Source organism: Pseudolactococcus plantarum (assembly GCF_002441715.1).
Lineage (GTDB): Bacteria > Bacillota > Bacilli > Lactobacillales > Streptococcaceae > Pseudolactococcus > Pseudolactococcus plantarum.
Window position 1 is genome coordinate 160,829 of sequence record NZ_JXJX01000003.1, and the last position, 23,501, is coordinate 184,329.

The window sequence follows — 23,501 nt, forward strand, 5'->3', positions numbered from 1 at the left end:
AAAAGTAAGTTAGTTAGGGTGTAAAAGGAGATAAAATGAAAGTTATTTTTTTACAAGATGTTAAAGGTAAAGGTAAACGTGGTGAGGTAAAAGAAGTACCCACAGGATTTGCACAAAACTTTTTAATCAAGAAAAATTTGGCTAAAGAAGCGACAGGTCAAGCAATGGCTGCTTTATCTGGACAAGTTAGAGCAGAAGAAAAGGCAGAAGCAGAGATTTTAGCAGAAGCCCAAGCACTGAAAGTTGAGTTGGAAAAAGACTCAACAATCGTTGAAATAAAAGAAAAAGTTGGTGCTGATGGTCGTTTATTTGGCGCAATCAATTCGAAAAAAATTGCAGATGCCTTAAATGATCAGTTTAAGTTAAAATTAGATAAGCATAAAATTCAATTACAATATCCTTTAAAAGCAATTGGCTCAAAAGATGTACCAGTAAAATTACATAAGGATGTTACAGCAACAATACGTGTAAAAATTTCGGAGAAATAAATGGCTGATATCGATGTGCTGAAAGCACCACCACAAGATTTACCAGCAGAGCAGGCTGTACTTGGGGCTATTTTCCTTGATAGCGAGCGGTTAATAGAAGTATCTGAATATTTGGTAGCAGAAGACTTTTATAAAACGTCGCATCAAATCATCTTTCGAATCATGACGCGTTTGCAAGATGAACGCAGCCCGATTGATGTCTTGACTGTTCATACCCTTTTAGATAATCAAGGAGACCTTGAGACTATTGGAGGGATTTCATATATAGCAGAATTAGCGGCCAGTACACCAACGGCTGCTAATGCTGTTTTCTACGCAAAGATAGTTTCTGAGAAATCACTCCTTCGTAAACTCATTCGTCAGTTGACTGATTCGGTGGAGCGTGCTTATTCTCAAGATGAACCAGCAGATGATATCATTGCGATGGCAGAAAAAGGGATTGTGGCTGTTACAGAAGGCAGAACACGATCTGGTTTTAGAAAAATATCAGAAATCATTGATGCGAATTACGATGAAATTGAGCGCTTGTCAAAACAAAAATCGACCGTTACAGGTATTTCGACAGGATATCCTGCGCTTGATGAGAAAACAACGGGACTTCATGAAGGTGAATTGATTATCTTAGCAGCACGTCCTGCAATGGGGAAAACTGCTTTTGCCTTAAATATTGCTGCTAATATTGGTAAGTTGGGACAAACAGTCGCGATATTTTCTTTGGAGATGGGTGCTGAAAGTTTAGTTAACCGCATGGTTTCCTCAGAAGGCTTAATCGATGCTTTTGCCTTGAGAACAGGTAAATTAACTGATGATGATTGGAGCAATCTAATTATTGCCCAAGGTCAACTCGCTGATAGGAGCATTTATGTTGATGATTCACCAGGGATAAAAATCACTGAAATTCGAGCAAGAGCAAGAAAACTGGCACAGGAAAAAGATGGCTTAGGACTTATTTTAATCGATTACCTACAACTCATCACGGGTACAGGTAAAGAAAATAGACAACAAGAGGTTTCTGAAATTTCTCGTCAACTAAAAGTGTTGGCTAAGGAATTGAAAGTGCCGATAATTGCCCTCAGTCAGCTCAGTCGTGGTGTGGAACAACGAGAAGATAAACGACCTAAACTATCAGACTTGCGTGAATCAGGGTCTATTGAGCAGGATGCAGATATTGTTGCCTTTATTCATCGGGAAGCTTATTATCAAAATCCAAATGATACAGAGGTAGAAATCGATAATAAGGCAGAAATTATTTTTGCCAAAAATCGTTCAGGTGAAACAGGTACAGCTGAATTGATGTGGGTAGGTCAATTTACTAAGTTTACCAGTATTGATACACACCATGACTCAGGGGGATACTACTAAAATATACTGTAGATTTTAAGAGCCCTTTCATGTTATAATAGAAATACTGTAAAAGTTCATCTAGGTGAATGAGAAGAATGCAAAGAAATGAGAATAAAATGGATAGCCAAGAAGTCGGAAAAATAATCGAAATCAAAAAAGAGGTAGCATTACACCTTGGTGAAGAAGTTGAAATCACAGATCATTACGGTCGTAAACGTGAGAACAGACATAAAGTAACCTTGACAGAAGTTTTTGATACACACTTTGTTGTAGAAAAATACTTACCTAGAGGTCAAAAAATTGTTGAATCTTATATGTATGCTGATATTTTAACTCAGTCTACATTGATCCACTATAAAGGCTAAACAGGGTGTTGAAAAATGATTTGGGAAGGAGGATTCTATCATCGTGATACAAGGAAATGATGTAGATTGGCATTATGTGCCTTTAAATAATTCATTTGGTCAGAATATCAACAACGTATTTTATGCTACGTTTGGTAATCAAAAAGCCTTTGTAAAAGTCAATGCAAGCCCGTTATTAGTGTCAATTTCACAAGTTGGTTTGACGCCAAAAATTATCTGGACAAAACGTAATAGCAATGGCGATATGTTAACGGCACAATCTTGGATAGATGGTCTTGTCTTAGATGCTACTGAGATGGGAGATATGCAAGTCAATCAGACACTTGCAACGTTACACCATAGCAAGATGTTGATAGAAGCCTTCAAAAAATTTGGTAATCATGTCACAACACCTAGGCACTTAGTGGATACGTTATATAAAGACGCACATAAGAGTTTATTAAACAATTCCTATCTATCAGGTATGTTATCAGAGTTACGTGAAGCAACTCCGAAGTTTGATCCTCAAAAAGCAGTTGTCGTTCATGGCGATGTGAATCATCATAATTGGTTGAAAAATGATCATAGCGGTAAAATCTATCTTGTAGATTGGGATACCGTGGCTTTATCAGATCCTTTTGTTGATGTGGCACATTTGTTAAGTCATTATATCGCACCAAATAAATGGAGAGAGTGGTTGTCATACTCAGGCTACCGAGTAGATGAAGAAGCTTATGCGAAAGTAAAATGGTACGGTATGTTATCGTTTCTAAAACAAATTAATGAGAATTTGTGGTCAGATAATTTACAAGCCGCTAATCTAGAAATTATCGGATTAAGAAATTTTTCTAATATTTTTAAATAAAGTAAAGAGGAGACTGGTGTCTCCTTGTTTCTGTTAATGGGAATTAATATCGCTTTTGAATTAACCCAAAGTAACATTGCATGATATAAAAGCATAGAGTAGGAGTAGAGATGCGCGTTAGAAATCGTAAGGGTGCACCAGAGATGATGGCTCAAAATACCCAATACGTCGTTGAAAATCCCGAAGCATTTAAGGGGAGATGGTCAGAAAAATTTGGTAATGAAAATCCTATCCATATTGAAGTAGGATCTGGTAAAGGTGCGTTTATTACAGGAATGGCACAAAAAAATCCAAATATTAATTATATTGCGATTGATATGCAATTAACTGTGCTATCTTATGCTTTAGATAAAGTTTTAGAGCTGGCACTACCAAATGTTCAGTTGTTACATGTAGATGGTAGTAGTTTGACGAATTATTTCGCTGATGGTGAAGTAGATCAACTCTATCTCAACTTTTCAGATCCATGGCCTAAAAGCCGTCATGAGAAGAGACGCTTAACTTACAAAGATTTCCTTAAAACGTATGAGATGATCCTTGTCAAACAAGGTCAGATACATTTTAAAACGGATAACAGAGGCTTGTTTGAATACTCTTTAAGTGCGATGAGTCAATATGGCATGACACTTAATCAGGTATGGTTAGATTTACATGCAGATGAAACGTTTGCTGAGCAAAATGTCAAGACAGAATATGAAACTAAATTTTCTGAAAAAGGTCAAGTGATCTATCGTGTGGAGGCACAATTTCAAGATGAAATGTCCAAAATGTCAATCTGAAGAATCTAGAGTTGTTGACAGCCGACAATCTGAGAATAGTATCAGACGGCGTCGTGAATGTGAAACTTGTCATAATCGCTTTACCACGTTTGAACGCATCGAAGAAATGCCCTTATTAGTCATCAAAAAAGATGACACGAGAGAAGTATTTAACCGTGATAAAATCATTACAGGAATTGTTCGCAGTGCACAGAAACGTCCAGTATCCTCAGAAGCGATTGAAAAAACAGTTGAACGTGTTGAGAGAAAAATACGTATGCTTGCTGAAAATGAAGTCAGTTCTGATGTCGTTGGTGAGTATGTGATGGAAGAATTGGCTGAACTAGATGAAATTACTTACGTTCGATTCGCTAGTGTCTATCGTAGCTTTAAAGATGTTAGTGATCTTGAAGAGTTGCTACGAAATATTACCAAAAAAAATAAATAAGCTAAGCCCTCTATCACTCGCTTAGACAAAACAATAGATGATACACTAGTCATGAATGTGAAACCTTATCATAAGAGGAGTTGCGATGAGACCAATTGATAAATTTACTTGTTATAATAGTGAAAAAATCAGCTTTGATGCTGATATATTTGTGCGCTATTATCAACCGTTGCTAGGCTTAAACGGCTTTGCGCTTTATCAATTTTTGCGTGCATTTCCTTCTCAGACAGGTAGACTATCTGAGCTATTAAATCAACTTGATTATGGTATGAATGATTTAGAAACTAGTATTGATAAACTATCAGCATTAAAGTTACTAGATATCTATGATGATCATGGGCACATTCATTTTGTCTTATATAGCCACTTAACGCCAGAAGTTTTTTTGTCGGATCCACTATATAAACAACTCTTAATCGACAAAATAGGCCAGACTGCAGTAGGCAAGCTGATGCTATCAACAGAAGTTTCAGGAAAGAAAACATCGAAAAAGTTTTCTGATGTCTATCGTGTATCAGAACTTCAAGAGCCCGAAACAGGTTTATCGACTCAAACGGGTGAACAAAAGTTAGATATGGGTGCTTTTCAAATCGCCATGCAGCAACAAGGTATCCATTATGTTGACGAAACAAAGGATATCTTGGCGCTTTATGCATTATCTGAAAAATTTGGATTAGATTGGTACCAATTATTCAAGATAGCAGAAGTGACACAAAATGTAGATCATTCAATGAACACAGCAAATATGTCACGTCGACTCATCACGCAAAACCAAAAGCAGCCTAAGCTAGTTGATTTTTCAAAAGCAGAACAAGCATTAATACGGACTGCAAAATCTGGCAGACCAGAGGTGCTACTAGCACAAATCAAAAAGCGTCGATTTGATGGGCATCCAACACAAAAAGAGAGACAACTTTTAGCAAGATTATCACGTGATGGCGTGTCTGATGAGATTCAAAATATGCTGATTATTTATTTTCTGGAGATTCGCGGATATTCTAATATCTCGGATTATATAGAAGAGCAAGCTAACCGTTGGAAAAAAGATAAAATTACATCTGCAGAGTTAGCAGTCAAATGGTTAGCAACGTATCAAAGTAAACAAGCTGAGAAAATCAAGCAAAAGGGACAACCTAAAAAGACGACTGCACCAGTAGGGAGTCAAACACCTGAGTGGTATGAACCAGCTTATAAAAATGAGACGAGTGAAGATCAACAAGCTGAACTTGAAAAAATTAAACGTGATACACTTAAGAAAATGAATGGAGGTGACTGAAATGGCTTTTGACTCTATAGCAGACGGCCTGGGCGCTCGTCTTGATTGGGATAAATATCAACAATTAACAGCAAAAATTTTAGAAAATCAAGAGGTTCAGGCCTTTATAGCTGAACATGACTTTCAGTCACTACAAATTAATAAATCTTTATCTAAGTTTAATGAATACGTGACCGAAAAAGCAAAGTTTGAGGCAGGTATTGAAACTAAGATAGCGGGTTATGAACCCATCTTATTTAATAATGAAGGATTTGCAGATGTCACTTATCGCGCAACTGCCGAAACATTAGCAAAAGAAGCCGATCTGAGCAAAAAACGACGTGTTAGGCTGATTGGTATGCCCAAAGATGTGATTAATATTTCTTGGGACGATGTCCTGTTAGATGATGCTAATCGGATCAAAGCATATCAGGCAGTAGCAAGTTTTATTTCTGATTATCCAAATCAGAAAGGTGTCTATCTCTATGGTCAGTTTGGCGTTGGTAAAAGCTATATGATGGCAGCTATGGCAAACGAATTGGCAGGAAAAGGTATTTCGACAACCTTAATACATTATCCGTCATTTATCTCAGAGAGTTCTGGTTTTGATGAGTTGAAGACCAAAGCCAATGAAGTCAAAAAAGTCGATGTACTCGTCCTAGACGATATCGGTGCAGAAAGTAATAATGATTGGATTCGAGATAATATCCTTCAAGTTATTTTGCAATATCGCATGCAAGAAAATTTAGCGACATTCTTCACATCAAATTTAACGATGGTTGAGTTAGAGCAGCACCTAGCGATGACTAAAAAAGGAGACGAAACATGGCCAGCTAAGCGTGTGATGGAGCGTGTCCATAAATTATCTGACGAATATCTCCTTGCAGGTGAAAATCGTCGTAATGGGTAACAGCTGTTTATGCTGAATTTTTAAAGTTTGCAGCATGATATGACAAAGATAAAAGTGCTATCTTAAAGATGGCACTTTTATCTTGTATATTTGTGTTATACTAGTAAATGAGTGCTTAGCAAGTGGACAAGCACGGTAACATAGAGGAGAAAATTAATGGCATTACCAACCGTAGCAATAGTAGGCCGACCAAATGTCGGTAAATCAACAATATTTAATCGAATCGCTGGAGAGCGTATCTCCATTGTTGAGGATATACCTGGTGTCACACGTGACCGTATTTATACAACAAGTGAGTGGTTAAATAATAAATTTGCCATGATTGATACTGGTGGTATCGAAATGGCTGACACACCTTTCATGTCGCAGATTAAAGCACAAGCTGAAATCGCGATGGATGAAGCAGATGTGATTGTTTTTGTCGTAGATGGTGAAAATGGTGTGACAGATGCAGATGAGTATGTTGCTCAGATGTTATACAAAACTGAAAAACCAGTCATCCTTGTTGTGAACAAAATTGATAACCCAGAACGTCGGATGGAGATATTTGATTTTTATAGCCTAGGCTTAGGAGATCCCTATCCAGTTTCTGCATCTCACGGTATTGGTACAGGGGATGTACTAGACGCAATTGTTGAGAACTTACCAGCAGATACTGAAGAAGAAAATCCTGATATGATTAAATTCTCATTAATTGGACGTCCAAATGTTGGTAAATCAAGTTTGATTAATGCCATCTTAGGGGAAGACCGTGTGATTGCAAGCCCGATTGCAGGGACTACACGAGATGCGATTGATACGAACTTTACAGATGCTGATGGTCAAGAATTTACGATGATTGATACCGCGGGTATGCGTAAACGTGGTAAAGTCTATGAATCTACTGAAAAATACTCAGTAATGCGTGCCATGCGTGCGATTGATCGTTCTGACGTTGTGTTGATGGTCTTAAATGCTGAAGAAGGTATTCGAGAGTATGACAAGCGCATCGCAGGGTTTGCACATGAAGCTGGGCGTGGGATTATCATTGTAGTCAACAAATGGGATACGATCGAGAAAGATAACAAAACACTTCAAAAATGGGAAGAAAAAATTCGCGATGAATTCCAATATTTAAGTTATGCACCGATTGTCTTTGTTTCAGCTGAAACAAAACAGCGCCTAAACAGATTACCTGAGCTAATTAAATCAGTGAGTCAAGCGCAAAGCATGAGAATTCCTTCTGCCGTATTGAATGATGTGATTATGGATGCGATTGCGATTAATCCAACACCAACTGATAAAGGCCGTAGACTTAAGATTTTTTATGCGACACAAGTTGCGATCAAACCACCTACCTTCGTTATTTTTGTAAACGAAGAAGAGTTGATGCACTTTTCATATGCTAGGATGCTAGAAAATCAAATTCGAAAAGCATTTGTATTTGAAGGGACCCCTATTCATTTGATTTCGCGTAAACGTAAGTAATCAAAAAAACTTCTGATATCATGATCAGAAGTTTTTTTGTTGCATTTTATCGCAGAACTTAGTTGAATAAGACAAACATATACCCTGCGAAACAAAGAATTAAGATACTGCCTTCTACTCGTGACAAGGTATTACGTTTGCCAAGATATGAAAAGACCCAAACAAGAAAAGTGAGGCCAAACAGAAACATCAACTCTAAGTTAAAGATAGGTAGGAAGCTTAAAGGATTGATAGCAGCGCCTAACCCGATGATAAGAAATAGGTTGAGGATACAAGACCCAATCAAGTTACCGATCGCAAGTCCTTCAGTTCCTTTTAGGGTAGCTGTTATTGAGGTAATTAACTCAGGCAAGGCAGTCCCCATCCCAACAATCGTTAGGCCGATGACACTTTCAGGGATACCGATTTGTTGTCCGATAATGGTTGCATTATCTACAGCAAAATCAGCACCAAATTTGAGGGCAATAAACCCTAGGACGATGTAGATGAGTGATTTTGGTAATGATATGTTATCTTCTATTTGATCTGCACGATGTTGCTTTGTGAGTTGAATGCGATGAAGTGATTTATAGGCTGGTACGATAAAGTAGACCACGCTCATAGCAATTAAGAGCCAACCTTCTAGTTTCGAGATGACATGATCAGTACCAATTAGTCCGTTCCCCATGAAAGCAAGAACAGCAGTCGCCATAACAGCAAGTGGTAAATGAATGTTTTTAGTATCTCGATCTAGATAAACTGGCTTAATCAAGGCTATAGTTCCTAAAATTAACCCTAGATTGACAATGTTGGATCCCAAAGCATTCCCAAATATAAGATCATGATACTCGTTTTTCGCCGAGGTAATGGTAATCATAATTTCAGGGAAAGAAGTGCCTAGAGAGACAATTGTCAGACCAATCACGACATCTGGAATTCGATATTTTTTTGCAATATTGCGTGCACCATCAACGAGCAAGTCTGCTCCGATGATAATCAATATAAAACCAAGTAGTACAAGTAATATTTTTATAACCATACTTCAATGTTACCATGTTATAGAATAATGTCAAAACTTTTAATCTGATAAATTTAATTTTGTAACCTGTACCTTGCGCTTATGTTAACAGTAATAGAATGATTAATTTTTAATGAATGCGTATAGTTTAGAGGTATTAGCCCCAAAACTTGCATTTTAGTCAAGGTGTGATATAATAATACTATAGAACATAGAAAGGAGCGCTCACATTGGGCGCTCCTGTTGTTTACTTAATAGCGATCTACAATAACCACATCGCTTATGTAGAAAGGAAATTAATGTCTACAAAAATTACAGAACTTGTTTTTGAACAGCTAGAAGGCAAGTTGCCAGAACCGTTTGAACTTGTTGATGTCGAATGGGCTAAAATGGGAGCAGATGATGTTTTATCTGTACTCGTTGATAAACCTGATGGGATTACCTTACAAGATACGGCTGATCTATCAGAAATTATCAGTCCTGAACTTGATCAGATCACACCAGACCCTTTTCCCTCGGATTATATGCTAGAGGTGGCAAGTCCTGGTGCTGAACGCCCCCTAAAAAAAGAGGCTGATTTTGAGAAACATGTTGGCGAGTATATCTTTGTCAAACTTTATCAAAAAATAGCTGGTGAAAAAGAATTTGTAGGGGATCTAGTCAAGTTTGATGCTGGTGTACTAACACTAACATACCTGGATAAAACACGACAAAAAACAGTTGACATTCCCTATACAAATATCGCAAAAGCGCGCACACAAGTTAAATTATAAAAATTAAATCAAGTAAAAGAAAGTTGGAAGCACATGAGTAAGGAAATGCAAGCTGCGTTCACCCTTTTAGAAGAAGAAAAGGGGATTTCACCTGAAGTTGTTATTGGCGCAATCGCAGAAGCTTTAACCGCAGCTTACAAAAAACAATATAATCAATCTCAAAATGTAACGATTGAGTATAACGATGCTAAGGGTGATTTTATTGTTTATTCAACACGTGAAGTGGTGGATGAAGTCTTTGATAGCCGTCTTGAGATGAGCCTTGATGATGCATTAGCATTGAATCCTCATTATCAAATTGGTGACAAGATTCGTTTTGAAGAGAAACCAAAAGATTTTGCACGTACAGCAGCAAACGCAGCTAAACAAGTCATCATGAACAAAATGCGTGAAGAATCACATACAATTATTTACAATGAATTCAAACGCTACGAAAATGAAATCATTCAAGGGACTGTAGAACGTGTAGATGATCGTGCGATTTTTATCAATCTTGGTAAAGTCGACAGTATGCTTGGTAAACGTGATCAAATCCCAGGTGAACGCTACCAAATTGGCGATAAAGTAAAGGTTTATGTTTCTGCTGTAGAGCAATCTAAAAAAGGACCTATCGTCTACGTTAGCCGTACACATCCTGAGATGCTGAAGCGAATGTTTGAAAAAGAGATCCCTGAAGTTTATGATGGGACTGTTGAGATTATTAGTATCGCTCGAGAAGCTGGTGATCGTGCGAAAGTCATCGTCAAATCTAACGATGCTAATGTTGATGCAATCGGGACTATAGTTGGTCCTCGTGGCTCAAGAATTCGTACTTTAGTTGATGAGTTACACGGTGAAAACATGGACATTATCGAATGGAATGACGACCGTGCAACGATGATCAAAAATGCGTTGAAACCAGCACAAGTAAGTGATGTCAGAATTGATGAAGCTACTGGTGAAACTGTAGTAATCGTACCAGATGATCAATTATCCTTAGCGATTGGTAAACGTGGTCAAAATGTTCGTCTAGCAGCACATGTGACGAATAATAAGATTGATATCAAATCTCAAACTAAATTTGATCAAGAAGCTTTAGAAAGTGAAACGCAACCCTTAACACCAGCTGTTTCAGATGACGTGCTTGATTAAGTCGCTAAGTAGTAGGAGGAAGTTTTGATGGTGAAAACAAAAAAGATTCCGTTAAGAAAATCAGTTGTATCCAATGCGCAATTTCCGAAAAAAGAATTATTACGGATTGTGTATAATAAAGCTGGTGAGATAAGTATTGACCCGACTGGAAAAGCACAAGGTAGAGGCGCTTATATTGCTATTAAAAATGAAGAAGCGTTGCAAGCAAAACAAAAGCGCGTGTTTGATCGCGTCTTTCAGACTTCAATTTTAGAGGCATTTTATGATGAGTTAATTCAATATGTGGACCATCAAGTTGAACGTAAAAAATTAGCAACAGTGACCTATTCTATAGATGAAGCACCAGAAATTTAAGGCTAAACATGACTGATATAACAGAAGTTAACAAAACTAAATTGTCCAATTCCTTAGGAATGGCAAAAAAAGCTGGACGAATTGTAACAGGTGAAGAACTTGTTATCAAATCAATCCAAGCAGAACGTGCTAGATTAGTTTTTGTCGCGCATGATGCGGCACCTAATCTTGTCAAACGTATTACAGATAAAACAACCTATTATGAAATTCCCATGCTAGACATATTTTCTTCAGCAGAACTTTCTCACGCTATCGGTAGTGATCGGAAAGTTATCGCTGTTCAAGATAAAGGATTTGCCAAGAAAATGGAGAGTCTTATGAAATAAGCAGAAAAAAAGGTATCATGAACAATTAATACCATAAAGATAGTCTTAATCTAACGCTGACTTAGTATTTTAGCGTTAACTGTTAGGCTAATGGTGTGTTCATTGTTAACCAGATGAAAAAGGAGGACATTGAATTGTCTGAAAAAAAACGTATTAACCAAATCGCCAAAGAGAGTGGTTTCACCAATAAAGAACTTGTAGATCATGCACAAAAAATTGGCTTACCAGTCAAATCTCATAGTTCAAGTATTGATGCTACGCAAACTAAAGCACTTTTAAGCTCTCTTAAAGCTAACGGCGGAGCGGATCAATCTGACAAACAAGTCACTAATCAATCAGAAAAAGTGGCCAATAAAGCAACTAGTGTAAGTGGTAAAAAAGTTGTAAGTGAAACAGAGACAGGTAACCGACCACTCGTTGTTGGTGGTAAGAAAGTGCTGTCAGATAAAGAAGTTGGTAGTGCTCGAGTTATTTCTGTTGGTGGCAAAACAGTAGTTCCTGAGAAGAAAACGGAAGCTGAAGTGAACGCAACACAAGAAACGCCAAAAAAAGAAGTGTCAGAAAAAACGCAATCAGTTTCTTCTGATAAAGCTGTTACTAAACAAGTGGAAAACAAGGTGGAAACAAAAACAGAAGTGAAAGTAGAAACGCCTAAAAAAACAGAACGCCCAGCCAATGGCGGTATCAAAGTGATTACACGTGCTGCTGATGTGAAGCCGAAAAACGGTGGGATCAAAGTAATCCAACGTGCAGCAGACATCGCACCAGCAGCAACAAGTCAAGGTAATACTAACCGCAATAAAAATAAAAAACAACGTAATAACACTGGTGCTAGTCAAAATCAAGGTCAAAACAACGGTGGCGGTAATCGTCAAGGTGGCCCACTTCGTGTTAATGATAACCGTAATCAAGTTAGAAATGCACGTAACTCTAACTGGAACAGCAATAAGAAGAAAAAAGGTAAACGTGGCGGACAACAGCCAGCACCACAACCAGTTGTACAACGTAAGTTCCATGAATTACCAGAAAGTCTTGTCTATACAGAAGGTATGACAATTGCTGATCTAGCAAAACGTTTGAAACGTGAACCAGCTGAATTGGTGAAAAAATTATTCATGATGGGTATCATGACGACGCAAAACCAATCATTGGATGCTGATACAATTGAGTTGCTACTTTTAGATTATGGTGTTACGCCTGAGAAAAAAGTTGAAGAAGATAAAACAGATATCGAACGTCTATTTATCGAAGATGGGTATCTCAACGAAGACCAATTAATCGAGCGTCCACCAGTTGTAACGATCATGGGGCACGTTGACCATGGTAAAACAACTTTACTAGATACACTTCGTAATTCGCGTGTCACAAGTGGCGAAGCGGGTGGGATCACGCAGCATATCGGTGCTTACCAAATCACCTCAAATGGTAAAAAAATCACTTTCCTAGATACACCAGGACATGAGGCCTTTACTAGTATGCGTGCACGTGGTGCTTCTGTAACTGATATTACGATTCTTGTCGTTGCAGCAGATGATGGTGTAATGCCACAAACAATCGAGGCGATCAATCACTCTAAAGCAGCTGGTGTACCTTTGATTGTCGCAATCAATAAGATTGACAAACCAGGTGCTAATCCACAACGTGTGATTCAAGAATTAGCAGAACATGGCGTTATGAGTCAAGCCTGGGGTGGAGAGTCTGAATTTGTTGAGATTTCAGCGAAATTTAACACAAATATTGATGAGTTATTGGAGACTGTACTTTTAGTATCAGAAATCCAAGAATTAAAAGCTGATCCGACTGTTAAAGCAATTGGTACTGTTGTAGAAGCGCGTTTGGATAAAGGTAAAGGAGCGATTGCAACACTTCTTGTCCAACAAGGAACACTTCATCAACAAGATCCTATCGTAGTAGGGAATACGTTTGGTCGTGTTCGTGCGATGGTGACTGACTTAGGTCGTCGTGAAAAATCAGCAGGCCCATCAAGCCCAGTAGAAATTACAGGTCTAAATGATGTACCACAAGCCGGTGATCACTTTGCTGTTTTTGAAGATGAAAAAACAGCCCGTTCAGTCGGTGAAGAGCGTGCTAAGCGTGCGTTACTCAATCAACGTAATAATACACATCGCGTTAGCTTAGAAAATCTCTTTGATACCCTTAAAGAAGGACAAATTAAATCAGTTAATGTCATCATTAAAGCTGATGTACAAGGGTCTGCTGAAGCACTAGCTGCATCTTTACAAAAGATTGATGTAGAAGGTGTAAAAGTAGATATCGTCCATAGCGCTGTTGGTGCGATTAACGAGTCTGATGTGTCTCTAGCTGAAGCAGCAAATGCTGTTATCATCGGATTTAATGTGCGTCCGACACCTCTTGCTCGCCTGCAAGCTGAAACTGATGATGTTGAAATCAGACTTCACAGTATTATCTATAAGGTGCTTGAAGAAGTTGAGACAGCGATGAAAGGGATGCTTGATCCAGAATTTGAAGAAAAAGTTATTGGTGAAGCGGTCGTTCGTGAAACCTTTACAGTTTCAAAAGTGGGTACCATTGCCGGATTTATGGTCTTATCTGGTTCAGTTAAACGTGATGCGAGTGTTCGCGTGATTCGTGAAGGGATTGTTATTGCTGATGGTAAACTAGCATCATTAAAACATTTTAAAGATGACGTGAAAGAAGTTAGAAAAGGTAATGAAGGTGGTCTCATGATTGATGGCTACAATGATATTGCTGTTGATGATACTTTTGAAGTCTACGAAATGGTTGAAATCAAGCGTTAAGCTGTTTGATTTGTGCTTTGATTCACTGATATTTTTAAATCCGATGTTTTCATGAAGGGAGAAAATCATGTCAAATACACACCGTAGTGACCGTGTAGCGGTTGAATTGATGCGTGAAATTAATGATATTTTGCGTTTGAAAATCCGTGATCCACGTGTACAAGACGTTAATATTTCAGATGTACAATTAACAGGTGATCTGAGTCAAGCAACGATTTATTATAGTTTGTTATCAGATCTTGCATCTGATAATGAAAAAGCTAAAACAGGCTTGAAAAAAGCAACTGGTGCAATTAAGAGTGAGCTTGCTAAGCGCATGACGCTTTATAAAATTCCAGATTTGACTTTTGCAAAAGATGAGTCTGTTGCCTATGGCGGCAAAATTGATGAGTTGCTTAGAAATTTGAATAAAGATTAATCAAAAAATGACTGATGCATCTAGATGATCAGTCATTTTTTTGTTTTAGATAAGGTAGTCAGTTTGATCAATATATCCGAGATATAACTTATTTGGCTTAGGAGATTGCTGTAAAAAATACACGCTAAACTTTAATTTGAAATATGTAGAATTTCTAAACACTTTTTATGTGTGTTTGGCTTGGTTTCATAAAAAGTATAGGTCACGCTTTGCCATTTATCAGGATTATAGATAACTAATTTCCCTGTTTCTGTTTCTGCCAAAGATAGGCTAGGCATCGACTGTTTTAAACTTTTAACTGGCAATATGGCACTTGCTTCTTCTGTAACAAATTTACTTTTAGTGAATTGTTTACTCAATAATATGTTTGAAGTTATACCAATTTCAATCTGTTGCCAACCAAAAGATGATAAAATATTATCAAAATATCCATCAAAAATAAATTTCGACATGCCATCTGTCTGTTTCCAAACGTAGAGCGGACAATAGCTATTAGTAAGATTACCTGAACTGATTTCAGAAATAAGAAATACTTTAAAATATAAGTCTTCAAATCCGTCCATTAAGTAACCGGTTCTAGTTACCCTCTCTCTGATAAGTGTCATGTCATAATCGGCTGGTAAATTAATTTCATATCTCATTGCTTGCATTGTTTTATTCTCCTTTTCTATTATAGTATAGACATTTTTATGGATCTTGAATACTATCAAAATATGATATACTAATATAAAAAAACGATAGGTAAATAGCTGATTATGAATTTTAATGACTTAACTATATTTATTAATATTTATGAAACAAGATCTCTTAATCAAAGTGCAATTAGTTTAGGCTATGCCCAATCTAACTTAAGCGTGCGTCTTAAAAATATAGAAACTGAGATGAATACACCGCTATTTATCAGGACATATAATGGTCTGATGCCTACTATTGCAGGAGATAAATTTTATGATTATGCAAGGCTAACACTTGAACAGTTCGAGAGATTTAAAAAAAATTTAAACATACAAGGCAGACTAGTGTTGATCTCAGAACTGTTGTTGCATTATGATATCCATAAGACACAACAACTTGATCTTAATCAAGATCAAATTATCATCAAAAAAACTTCTGATATAGTGCAAGAATCACAACTGGCCTTCTATCATGAAATTTTCAGCTTCACACAACTTAATCATTTACGTGGGGTAACAGAAATTCAAAAAACAATGCCAGTTAGTTATTTATTTGACAGTCAGCTGATAGGTGATAACTTTAATTGCTTTTATGTTAATCGTGATCAAAACTGTCCTTTTAGACAAAAGACATTGCATGATAACTCTGATGGGAAACATATTGTAGAGTTGGATTCTTTTGAAAATATTATCAGTGCTGTTGAGAGAGGGAAAGGGCTAGCCTTGTTACCGGATTATTTTTTAGACATAAAAAACTTGCAAAAATGGGATCAAAAAGCAGGCGAGATTAGGTATTATCATTATACAAAAGTTAATTAATCTATTATTGGTTGGATTGATGTCTAATGAATCATAAAAGAGCGGTTGATCAATTCATGATCAACCGCTCTTCTGTTGTAACATATAATGGTTTGTTGGCTTTAATGACAAAGGTTTCACCGTCAATTTGCATTGGTTGCTCTGACGTAGTAGATAGAGTATAGGTTTTGCCTATCTGATAATGTACATGCCTATTTGTGAAATGCTTTCCTTTAAAAACTTTTGGAATCAGTGCGACTATCCCAATTAGATTAAAATGATCAAGTTCGACTAAATGAATATCAGACTCTAAGAGAGAGCCTTTCGGTGCAAGTGGGATGCCACCACCGAAAAATGGATGCTTGGTCATCGTGAAAAGAAAAGCCTGTGTAAACTCAGTATGATTGACGGTAATGGAAAAGGGGCGTTTAGAGAATAACACGGCTAAAGCATTTAATAAATAGGCGAGTCTACCTAGTTTAATTTTATTTAATAGTTGCTTGACCTCTCCTTTATTTGTTGCAGCCACGATTGCAGCATCTAAGCCGATACCGATATTATTTACTGCGATACCGCTCATCTCTTGACTGTCATATTTTAGGACATGAATCGTTTGCGGGTTTGCCTGATGCAGCTTTTTGAAAGCCTTGAGTGGCTGATTTAGTGGGATCCCAAAAGCCCGTGCAAAGTCATTTCCTGAACCAGCAGGGATGTAGGAGAATGGTTGCTCGGGGGTCAAAGCGTTAAGTGCTAATGATAGCGTACCGTCTCCACCAATGATTAGCACCCTATCTAAAGGTGTCTTTTGAGTCATAATGACTTTGATCAGTCGTGCTTCATCAAAAGCGTGTTGTGTTTCAAACAACTCATAACTGATACCTTGTTGTGCCAAATAGGGTATCAATGCTTTTGTCACACGCTTGCCCTGTCCATTTCCTGAAAAGGGATTAGCTAAAATATAATATGTCATACTCAATAGTTTACCAAAATAAAACGTAGCTATGTTGAGAAACAGGTTAAGATGCTGTATAATAAATTTTAAACATCTCATTTATGAGAAAGCAATCACATCGTATAAACTAACTCACATCACAACTCTAAAACCGGTTAACCGGTTTTTATTTATAGAAAGTAACCCATGAATAAAGATACGCGTAAATTAATTGATTATGCTTTACCTGCTATAGGTGAAAATGTGTTACAGACAACAGTTGGCTTTGTTGATGGGCTACTCATCGCTAAGCTATCGTTAACAGCAGTTTCTGCAGTAAGTCTTGTGAATGGTGTCCTTGCCATTTATCAAGCCGTTTTTTTCGCTTTAGCTGTCGCAGTAGCTACAGTTGTCTCAAATGCCCACGGTGCCAAAAATACGTCCGAGGTAAGCAAGTCAGTCCAAAGTTCGTTTTTTTTAACACTTGTCACTGGGGTTTTGATTTCTGTGCTATCGTTACTTTTTGCACACCCTATTTTAAGTGCGATGGGTGCTAAAGGAGCTGTTTTACAACAAGGTATTGTCTTTTTTAAAGTCGTAGCAGGGACGAGTATCTTGATTGTATTGATGACGATTTTAGGGCAATTAGTCAGAACAGCCGGACATCCAAGAATACCTTTGAGAGTGAATATTATCGTCAACATCTTGAATTTTGTGTTGGATAGTATCTTGATTTTTGGGTTATTTGGCTTTCCTAAACTTGGTATATTAGGGGCTGGGATTGGTACAGTGTTGGCAAGATTGATAGGTGTCGGGTTGTTATTGCATCAGTTACAAAAAACATCACATGCCTTAGATAAAACTTGTTTCAAATGGCAACCTAGAATTTGGCAGTCTGAAATAGTGAGACGCGCGATTCCGATTATGGGTGAACGATTGATGATGAGATTAGGTGATGTGATCATCTTTATATTTCTGATTGGCTATGGTGCAAAAATATTCGCAGGCAATGCGATTGGTGAAACAATTACAGCTTATAACTATCTGCCTGCTTTTGGATTTGCAACTGGCGCTAGTATTTTAGTAGCACAAGCCTTTGGTGCGCAAAATACGCGTGCCATTCGTCGGTTAACCAAAACGTCTTTTTTGATTACTGCCGTCATGAGTACAGTACTTGGTGGGCTAATTTTCTTATTGTCTCCTATCATCCTACACTCTTTCACTTCAGATACTTTAGCACTTTCAGCAGCACATGTCGTCATTTTAATCTCGTTTGTCAGTGAACCAGTTGTCGCAGGTGTCATTATCTATGCCGCTACACTACAGGCAATGGGGGATGCAAAGACACCTTTTTATGCGACTATGTTTGGTATGTGGATCGTACGTATTGGTTTTGCCTGGATTTTGGGAACGATTTTAGGACTAGGAATTTGGGGTGTTTGGCTGGCGACTGTTTTGGATAATATTTTTCGGTTAATTGTGTTAAAATTGGTATATGAACGTCGAATTAGAAATCAAGAAATTAACAGAGCAACTGAATCAATATGCCCATGAATACTATACACTAGATAACCCATCAGTCGAAGATGCAGAATATGATCGGCTATATCGTGAGTTAGTGGGTTTAGAAAAAGATAATCCTCAGTTAGTACGTGCTGACTCTCCAACACATCGAACAGGTGATGTTGTATTAAGTGGGTTTGAAAAATATCGCCATGACTATCAACTCTATAGCTTACAGGATGCTTTTTCTCGTGAGGAACTGGAAGCTTTTGATGCACGTGTCCGTAAACAAATCGCGCAGCCTGAATATATTTGTGAACTGAAAATTGATGGCCTATCTCTGTCGTTGGTATACGAGAATGGGATGCTTCAGGTTGCTGCAACTAGGGGAGATGGTAGTATCGGTGAAAATATTACTGAACAAGTCAAGCGCATCAAAGATGTGCCTTTGGTACTAAAAGATCCGATTAATATTGTTGTCAGGGGTGAGGCTTACTTACCGCGTAAAAATTTCCAAAAGCTAAATTTAGCGCGTGAAGAAGAGGGACTCCCTGCATTTGCTAACCCTCGTAATGCGGCAGCAGGTACGCTAAGACAGCTAGATACTAAGGTTGTTGCAAAGCGTGGTCTGGCAACTTTTCTTTATCAAGAAGCTAGTCCAGCAACAAACGATACACAAGCAGAAGTATTAGATTATTTAGCATCACAAGGCTTAGTTGTGAATACACAGCGTGTTTTTGCAAAAAATATGACTGAAATTTGGGACTTTATCGAAAAGGTTGCCGCACAACGTGATACATTGCCTTATGATATCGATGGTGTTGTGATTAAAGTGAATCAGCTTAGTCAACAAGAAACATTAGGGTTTACCGTAAAATTCCCTAAATGGGCTATTGCTTATAAATTTCCAGCAGAACTTGCTGAAACAGAAATTTTGAGTGTAGATTGGACAGTCGGTCGAACTGGCGTAGTAACACCGACGGCTAACATGACGCCTGTTTTACTCGCGCAAACAAAAGTAGCACGTGCGACTTTGCATAATGTCGACTATATTAAAGAAAAAGATATCCGAATAGGAGATAAAGTTGTCATCTATAAAGCTGGCGATATTATTCCAGCGGTGCAGCGTGTCCTTTTTGACAAACGAGCAGAGCGTACGAAACCACTAGCTATCCCAACAGTATGTCCGGCTTGCCAATCAGAGTTACAACATTTCGAAGATGAGGTAGCGCTAAGATGTATTAATCCGTTGTGCCCAGCACAACTTAGAGAAAAATTAATTCATTTTGCTAGTCGCTCAGCCATGAATATCACAGGACTGGGTGTTGCTGTTGTGACACAACTTTTTGACAAACAACTCATTAAGGATGTAGCTGATCTGTATCAACTATCTGTTGAAGATCTTTTAAAACTAGATAAAGTGAAGGAAAAATCAGCAGAAAAATTGTATCAGTCTATCCAAGCTTCTAAGGAAAATTCAGTTGAAAAATTAATTTTTGGGTTGGGGATTCGTCATGTTGGTGCCAAAGGTGCCAAGATAATTGCTGAAAAACTGACTAATTTAGATCATATTGCTGCTGCTACGGTTGAAGAGTTATCTGCTATTTCGAGTATTGGTACAGTATTAGCTGAAAGTCTTACCAAATATTTTGCATTAGATGGGACGACAAAGTTATTAGCAGAACTTAAAGCAGCAGGTGTGAATTTTGATTATCTAGGTCCAGTAAAACGAGATGATGCACTACTATCAGGTAAAACTGTTGTATTGACAGGAAAACTGTCTCAGTTGACTCGTGTACAAGCTAAGGAAAAGTTAGAGAATCTTGGTGCAAATGTTAGTGGCAGTGTGTCTAAAAATACAGATATTGTAGTAGCTGGATCAGATGCAGGTAGTAAACTTACCAAAGCCCAAGCACTAGGTATCGAGATTTGGACAGAAGAGGAGTTAATTAACTTATGAAGACAAGATTAATTTATAATCCAACATCAGGTCAAGAAACAATGAAGAAAAACATTGCTGAAATTTTAGATGTACTCGAAAATTTTGGTCATGAAACGTCGACATTTGCAACGACTTCTGATGAAAACTCTGCTAAAAATGAAGCTAGAAGAGCTGCCAAGGCAGGGTATGAACTGATTATCGCAGCAGGTGGTGATGGTACCATTAATGAGGTGGTGAATGGCATTGCACCTTTAAGAAAACGTCCTAAATTAGCGATTATTCCGGCTGGTACGACAAATGATTTTGCACGTGCCTTAAAAATTCCAAGAAATAACCCAGTTGCAGCTGCTAAAATTATTGGAAAAAACCAGACGCTTAATATGGATATTGGGCGTGCGCAAAAAGATCATTATTTCATCAACATTGCAGCAGGTGGCTCGCTTACAGAGTTGACCTATAGTGTGCCGTCTCAATTAAAAACCGCATTTGGCTATCTAGCCTATTTGGCTAAGGGTGCTGAGTTGTTGCCACGGGTTAAAGCTGTACCGATTAAAATCACACATGATGAAGGTGTCTTTGAAGGCGAAATTTCGATGTTTTTTGCTGCGCTGACAAATTCTGTTGGTGGATTTGAACAGATAGCACCTGATGCCCAATTAGATGATGGCCTCTTTACGCTTATTTTGGTTAAAACAGCTAACCTTTTTGAAATGATTCGTTTGATTGGTTTAGTGCTCAATGGTGGGAAGCACATCGATGACAAAAAAATTGAATACATTAAAACAAGTAAAATTAAGATCCATCCCTTATCAAAAGATAAGATGATGATCAATCTTGATGGTGAGTATGGTGGCGATGCGCCCATCGTTTTAACTAATCTAAAGAATCATATTGAAATGTTTGCTAATCTTGATGAAATTAGTGATGATAATTATATCGGAGATGAAGCTGATTTAGTATTGGAAGCCGTGGCTAGTAAATTTGCTAAAGAAGCTGAGAAGACAAAAGAGGCAGAAGAGACAGAAGAGACACAAGACTAATCTGACACTGACACAACTTGTTTTAGTTTCGTGATAAAAGTTACTCCAGTGGTTTAAGGAGATGGCTTGGAAATTGATTAGCCGTACTAATATGTGCGCGGGTGCGACTCTCATACTTTTCTTTTAAACAGCTAGATACGTCTGCTAAATACAGCCATATCTAAACATTACCTAAGATTAAGTGGACAAACTGATGATACAAAAAAATAAAAATGAGAAAATAGTTTGTTAAGAACGTTGCGTTTTTTAATAAAATATGTTAAATTAATAGAGTATCAATCGTACAGATAGCACTTTGAATAGATTCATTGATCAACTAAAACGCGTATAAAATATGACTAACAGCGTTAGCATTTTGTTTTGTCTGTGTAGTGATCATGATATGTTTAATTTGCCGAAATAGAGGCGGTTTCTAGAAATAGAAATCCCTCTTTTTATTTTGTTTTGCGATAGCGTTACTGACTATAGTATTAAGGGGTGTAAAATTGCAAAAAGAAAAAGAAGTCAAACTAAGTTTAGCCGTGTTAGCTAGTGGTATTATGTCATTTTGTGGTGTTTTAATTGAAACGGCGATGAGTGTCACATTTCCAACATTAATGTCTGAATTCAATGTATCTACTGCAAGTATTCAGTGGATCACAACGATTTATTTACTTGTCATATCCATTACAGTGCCGCTATCAAGTTATTTGATCAAAAAATTCCCACTTAGATATTTGTTTATATTTGCAAATGTCATGTTCTTTGTTGGGTTACTATCAGATATGTTGGCCCCATCATTTGGTATTTTATTACTCGGGAGGTTCTTTCAAGGACTGGCGACGGGTATTGCGCTACCACTCATGTTTCATATCATTCTAACTTATGCACCGATACATAAGAGAGGCACGATGATTGGGCTTGGATTTTTAATTACATCGGTTGCACCAGCCATAGGTCCTACCTATGGTGGTATTCTGTCGACAAATTATACATGGCACAGTATTTTTTTGTTACTCATTCCCATTGTCGTTTTATCTTTAATCGTTGGGCTATATGCTATTCCAAAAATTCCGGTTAAAACTGAGGATAAATTAGATTGGTTAGGCTTAATCGGCATTACCTTGGTTTTTAGTGGGGCACTTTGTTTTTTGAGTAATCTTGAAACATTTTGGAGTTTAGCCTATCTGGCGATTACAGTCATAGGAGGTCTTATTTTCTACCGTGCTTCTAAGCAGAATACATCACCTCTGATTGATTTATCTTTACTAGGTAATCGTCAATTCAGACTGTTCTTATTTGCTTTTTTGATTTGTCAAATGATGTTGTTAGGTATTTCGTTTATCGTGCCTAATTATATTCAAATCGTAAAAAATGGTTCTGCTTTTGAATCTGGTCTGGTCATGATTCCAGGAGCTATAATAGGTGCTATACTCGCACCGATTTCAGGTAAAATTCATGATCTATATGGTGCTAAACGCCCTATTTTAATCGGTATCATCATTACAATGATTGGCTGGGGGATGCTAAGTACCTTCTTGGGGACAATCGGGTCTTTAGGTATTGTTTGCGGTCATATTTTTTATATGATAGGTATCGGACTTTGTTATAGTAACCTTATGACTGTAGGGATGAATCAAGTTTCTAAAACACTACAAAATGATGGTAATGCAATTTTCAATACCTTGCAACAATTTGCAGGAGCAGTCGCTACAGCAGTTGTTGCTGTAATCATTAATGTCGTGCAAAAAAATAGTCACCTACCATTACAAGCTTCTACAACACTTGGCTCTAAGCTTGCTATGTTCTTTATATTAGCTTTAATGGGTGTCGCTTTTATTGGCTGTTTACGGATATTTTCAAAACCAACACAATCTTAGTACATAAAAGGATATCCTGTCACTGACATAGACAGGATATCCTTTTACTTTTAAATTTGTTTTTCCTTGTGAAAAAAGTTAAAAAAGTGGTTGACA

General features: G+C 37.5%; 23 protein-coding genes. 20 read left to right on the forward strand and 3 right to left on the reverse strand.

Features of this window, described 5'->3' with window-relative positions; all coding sequences use genetic code 11:
- Positions 1-35: 35 nt before the first annotated feature.
- The 9 genes from rplI to der all read left to right on the forward strand — a co-directional run bounded on the left by rplI (position 36) and on the right by der (position 7,879).
- Positions 36-488 carry a 50S ribosomal protein L9 gene (gene rplI, locus RU87_RS02765; protein ID WP_068160191.1) on the forward strand — a complete coding sequence of 151 codons (453 nt, stop codon included), beginning with the start codon at positions 36-38 and terminating at the stop codon, positions 486-488.
- Entirely contained in the window at positions 489-1,850 is a 1,362-nt protein-coding gene (dnaB, locus tag RU87_RS02770; protein ID WP_068160188.1) for a replicative DNA helicase, read from the forward strand.
- A 77-nt stretch (positions 1,851-1,927) separates the two neighbouring features.
- Positions 1,928-2,197 (forward strand): Veg family protein, encoded by a 270-nt coding sequence (locus RU87_RS02775; protein ID WP_231860422.1) that lies wholly within the window; start codon positions 1,928-1,930, stop codon positions 2,195-2,197.
- Positions 2,198-2,240: 43 nt separating this feature from the next.
- On the forward strand, positions 2,241-3,041 hold the full coding sequence (locus RU87_RS02780) for a phosphotransferase family protein (RefSeq protein ID WP_068160183.1): 801 nt from the start codon (positions 2,241-2,243) through the stop codon (positions 3,039-3,041).
- 110 nt (positions 3,042-3,151) lie between these two features.
- Complete coding sequence (gene trmB / locus RU87_RS02785; protein WP_068160181.1) at positions 3,152-3,820, forward strand: tRNA (guanosine(46)-N7)-methyltransferase TrmB; 669 nt, start codon at positions 3,152-3,154, stop codon at positions 3,818-3,820.
- A complete protein-coding gene (nrdR, locus tag RU87_RS02790) occupies positions 3,795-4,247 on the forward strand; it encodes a transcriptional regulator NrdR (RefSeq protein ID WP_068160180.1) in 453 nt (150 codons plus the stop codon). The genes trmB and nrdR overlap by 26 nt, the downstream gene beginning before the upstream one ends.
- Before the next feature lie 85 nt (positions 4,248-4,332).
- Positions 4,333-5,523: a DnaD domain protein gene (locus RU87_RS02795; protein ID WP_068160178.1), complete on the forward strand. Its 1,191-nt coding sequence runs from the start codon at positions 4,333-4,335 to the stop codon at positions 5,521-5,523.
- 1 nt (position 5,524) lies between these two features.
- Positions 5,525-6,412 carry a primosomal protein DnaI gene (dnaI, locus tag RU87_RS02800; RefSeq protein WP_068160176.1) on the forward strand — a complete coding sequence of 296 codons (888 nt, stop codon included), beginning with the start codon at positions 5,525-5,527 and terminating at the stop codon, positions 6,410-6,412.
- Between the two features lie 156 nt (positions 6,413-6,568).
- Complete coding sequence (gene der, locus RU87_RS02805; protein ID WP_068160174.1) at positions 6,569-7,879, forward strand: ribosome biogenesis GTPase Der; 1,311 nt, start codon at positions 6,569-6,571, stop codon at positions 7,877-7,879.
- Between the two features lie 58 nt (positions 7,880-7,937).
- Here the strand turns inward: der and RU87_RS02810 are convergent, their stop codons facing one another.
- Positions 7,938-8,897 carry a calcium/sodium antiporter gene (locus RU87_RS02810; protein WP_068160172.1) on the reverse strand — a complete coding sequence of 320 codons (960 nt, stop codon included), beginning with the start codon at positions 8,895-8,897 and terminating at the stop codon, positions 7,938-7,940.
- Between the two features lie 278 nt (positions 8,898-9,175).
- Here RU87_RS02810 and rimP point away from each other — a divergent pair, with 278 nt between their 5' ends.
- From rimP to rbfA, 6 genes are all read left to right on the forward strand, one after another.
- The gene (gene rimP, locus RU87_RS02815) at positions 9,176-9,649 is read left to right on the forward strand and encodes a ribosome maturation factor RimP (protein WP_068160594.1); all 474 of its coding nucleotides are present in this window, start codon (positions 9,176-9,178) and stop codon (positions 9,647-9,649) included.
- Positions 9,650-9,682: 33 nt separating this feature from the next.
- Complete coding sequence (gene nusA / locus RU87_RS02820; RefSeq protein ID WP_068160169.1) at positions 9,683-10,780, forward strand: transcription termination factor NusA; 1,098 nt, start codon at positions 9,683-9,685, stop codon at positions 10,778-10,780.
- A gap of 27 nt (positions 10,781-10,807) precedes the next feature.
- Complete coding sequence (gene rnpM / locus RU87_RS02825) at positions 10,808-11,134, forward strand: RNase P modulator RnpM (protein ID WP_068160163.1); 327 nt, start codon at positions 10,808-10,810, stop codon at positions 11,132-11,134.
- An 8-nt stretch (positions 11,135-11,142) separates the two neighbouring features.
- Entirely contained in the window at positions 11,143-11,460 is a 318-nt protein-coding gene (locus RU87_RS02830; protein WP_068160158.1) for a YlxQ-related RNA-binding protein, read from the forward strand.
- A gap of 134 nt (positions 11,461-11,594) precedes the next feature.
- Entirely contained in the window at positions 11,595-14,240 is a 2,646-nt protein-coding gene (infB, locus tag RU87_RS02835; protein WP_068160156.1) for a translation initiation factor IF-2, read from the forward strand.
- A gap of 67 nt (positions 14,241-14,307) precedes the next feature.
- Positions 14,308-14,658: a 30S ribosome-binding factor RbfA gene (rbfA, locus tag RU87_RS02840; protein ID WP_068160155.1), complete on the forward strand. Its 351-nt coding sequence runs from the start codon at positions 14,308-14,310 to the stop codon at positions 14,656-14,658.
- A gap of 131 nt (positions 14,659-14,789) precedes the next feature.
- Here the strand turns inward: rbfA and RU87_RS02845 are convergent, their stop codons facing one another.
- Positions 14,790-15,308, reverse strand: coding sequence for a DUF4865 family protein (locus tag RU87_RS02845; RefSeq protein WP_068160152.1), 519 nt, complete (start codon positions 15,306-15,308; stop codon positions 14,790-14,792).
- Between the two features lie 105 nt (positions 15,309-15,413).
- On the opposite strand from RU87_RS02845, the gene RU87_RS02850 reads away from it, so the two are divergent.
- Positions 15,414-16,151, forward strand: coding sequence for a LysR family transcriptional regulator (locus RU87_RS02850; RefSeq protein ID WP_068160150.1), 738 nt, complete (start codon positions 15,414-15,416; stop codon positions 16,149-16,151).
- A 49-nt stretch (positions 16,152-16,200) separates the two neighbouring features.
- On the opposite strand, the gene RU87_RS02855 is transcribed toward RU87_RS02850, so the two are convergent.
- The gene (locus tag RU87_RS02855) at positions 16,201-17,100 is read right to left on the reverse strand and encodes a diacylglycerol/lipid kinase family protein (protein WP_068160148.1); all 900 of its coding nucleotides are present in this window, start codon (positions 17,098-17,100) and stop codon (positions 16,201-16,203) included.
- Positions 17,101-17,268: 168 nt separating this feature from the next.
- Between RU87_RS02855 and RU87_RS02860 the strand changes: the two genes are divergently transcribed.
- From RU87_RS02860 to RU87_RS02875, 4 genes are all read left to right on the forward strand, one after another.
- Complete coding sequence (locus RU87_RS02860) at positions 17,269-18,615, forward strand: MATE family efflux transporter (protein ID WP_068160146.1); 1,347 nt, start codon at positions 17,269-17,271, stop codon at positions 18,613-18,615.
- Positions 18,557-20,524, forward strand: a complete 1,968-nt coding sequence (gene ligA, locus RU87_RS02865; RefSeq protein WP_068160144.1) for an NAD-dependent DNA ligase LigA — start codon at positions 18,557-18,559, stop codon at positions 20,522-20,524. Before RU87_RS02860 ends, ligA begins: the two co-directional genes overlap by 59 nt.
- A complete protein-coding gene (locus RU87_RS02870; protein ID WP_068160141.1) occupies positions 20,521-21,546 on the forward strand; it encodes a diacylglycerol kinase in 1,026 nt (341 codons plus the stop codon). The genes ligA and RU87_RS02870 overlap by 4 nt, the downstream gene beginning before the upstream one ends.
- Before the next feature lie 539 nt (positions 21,547-22,085).
- Positions 22,086-23,405, forward strand: a complete 1,320-nt coding sequence (locus RU87_RS02875) for an MFS transporter (RefSeq protein WP_068160592.1) — start codon at positions 22,086-22,088, stop codon at positions 23,403-23,405.
- The last annotated feature ends 96 nt before the right edge of the window (positions 23,406-23,501 follow it).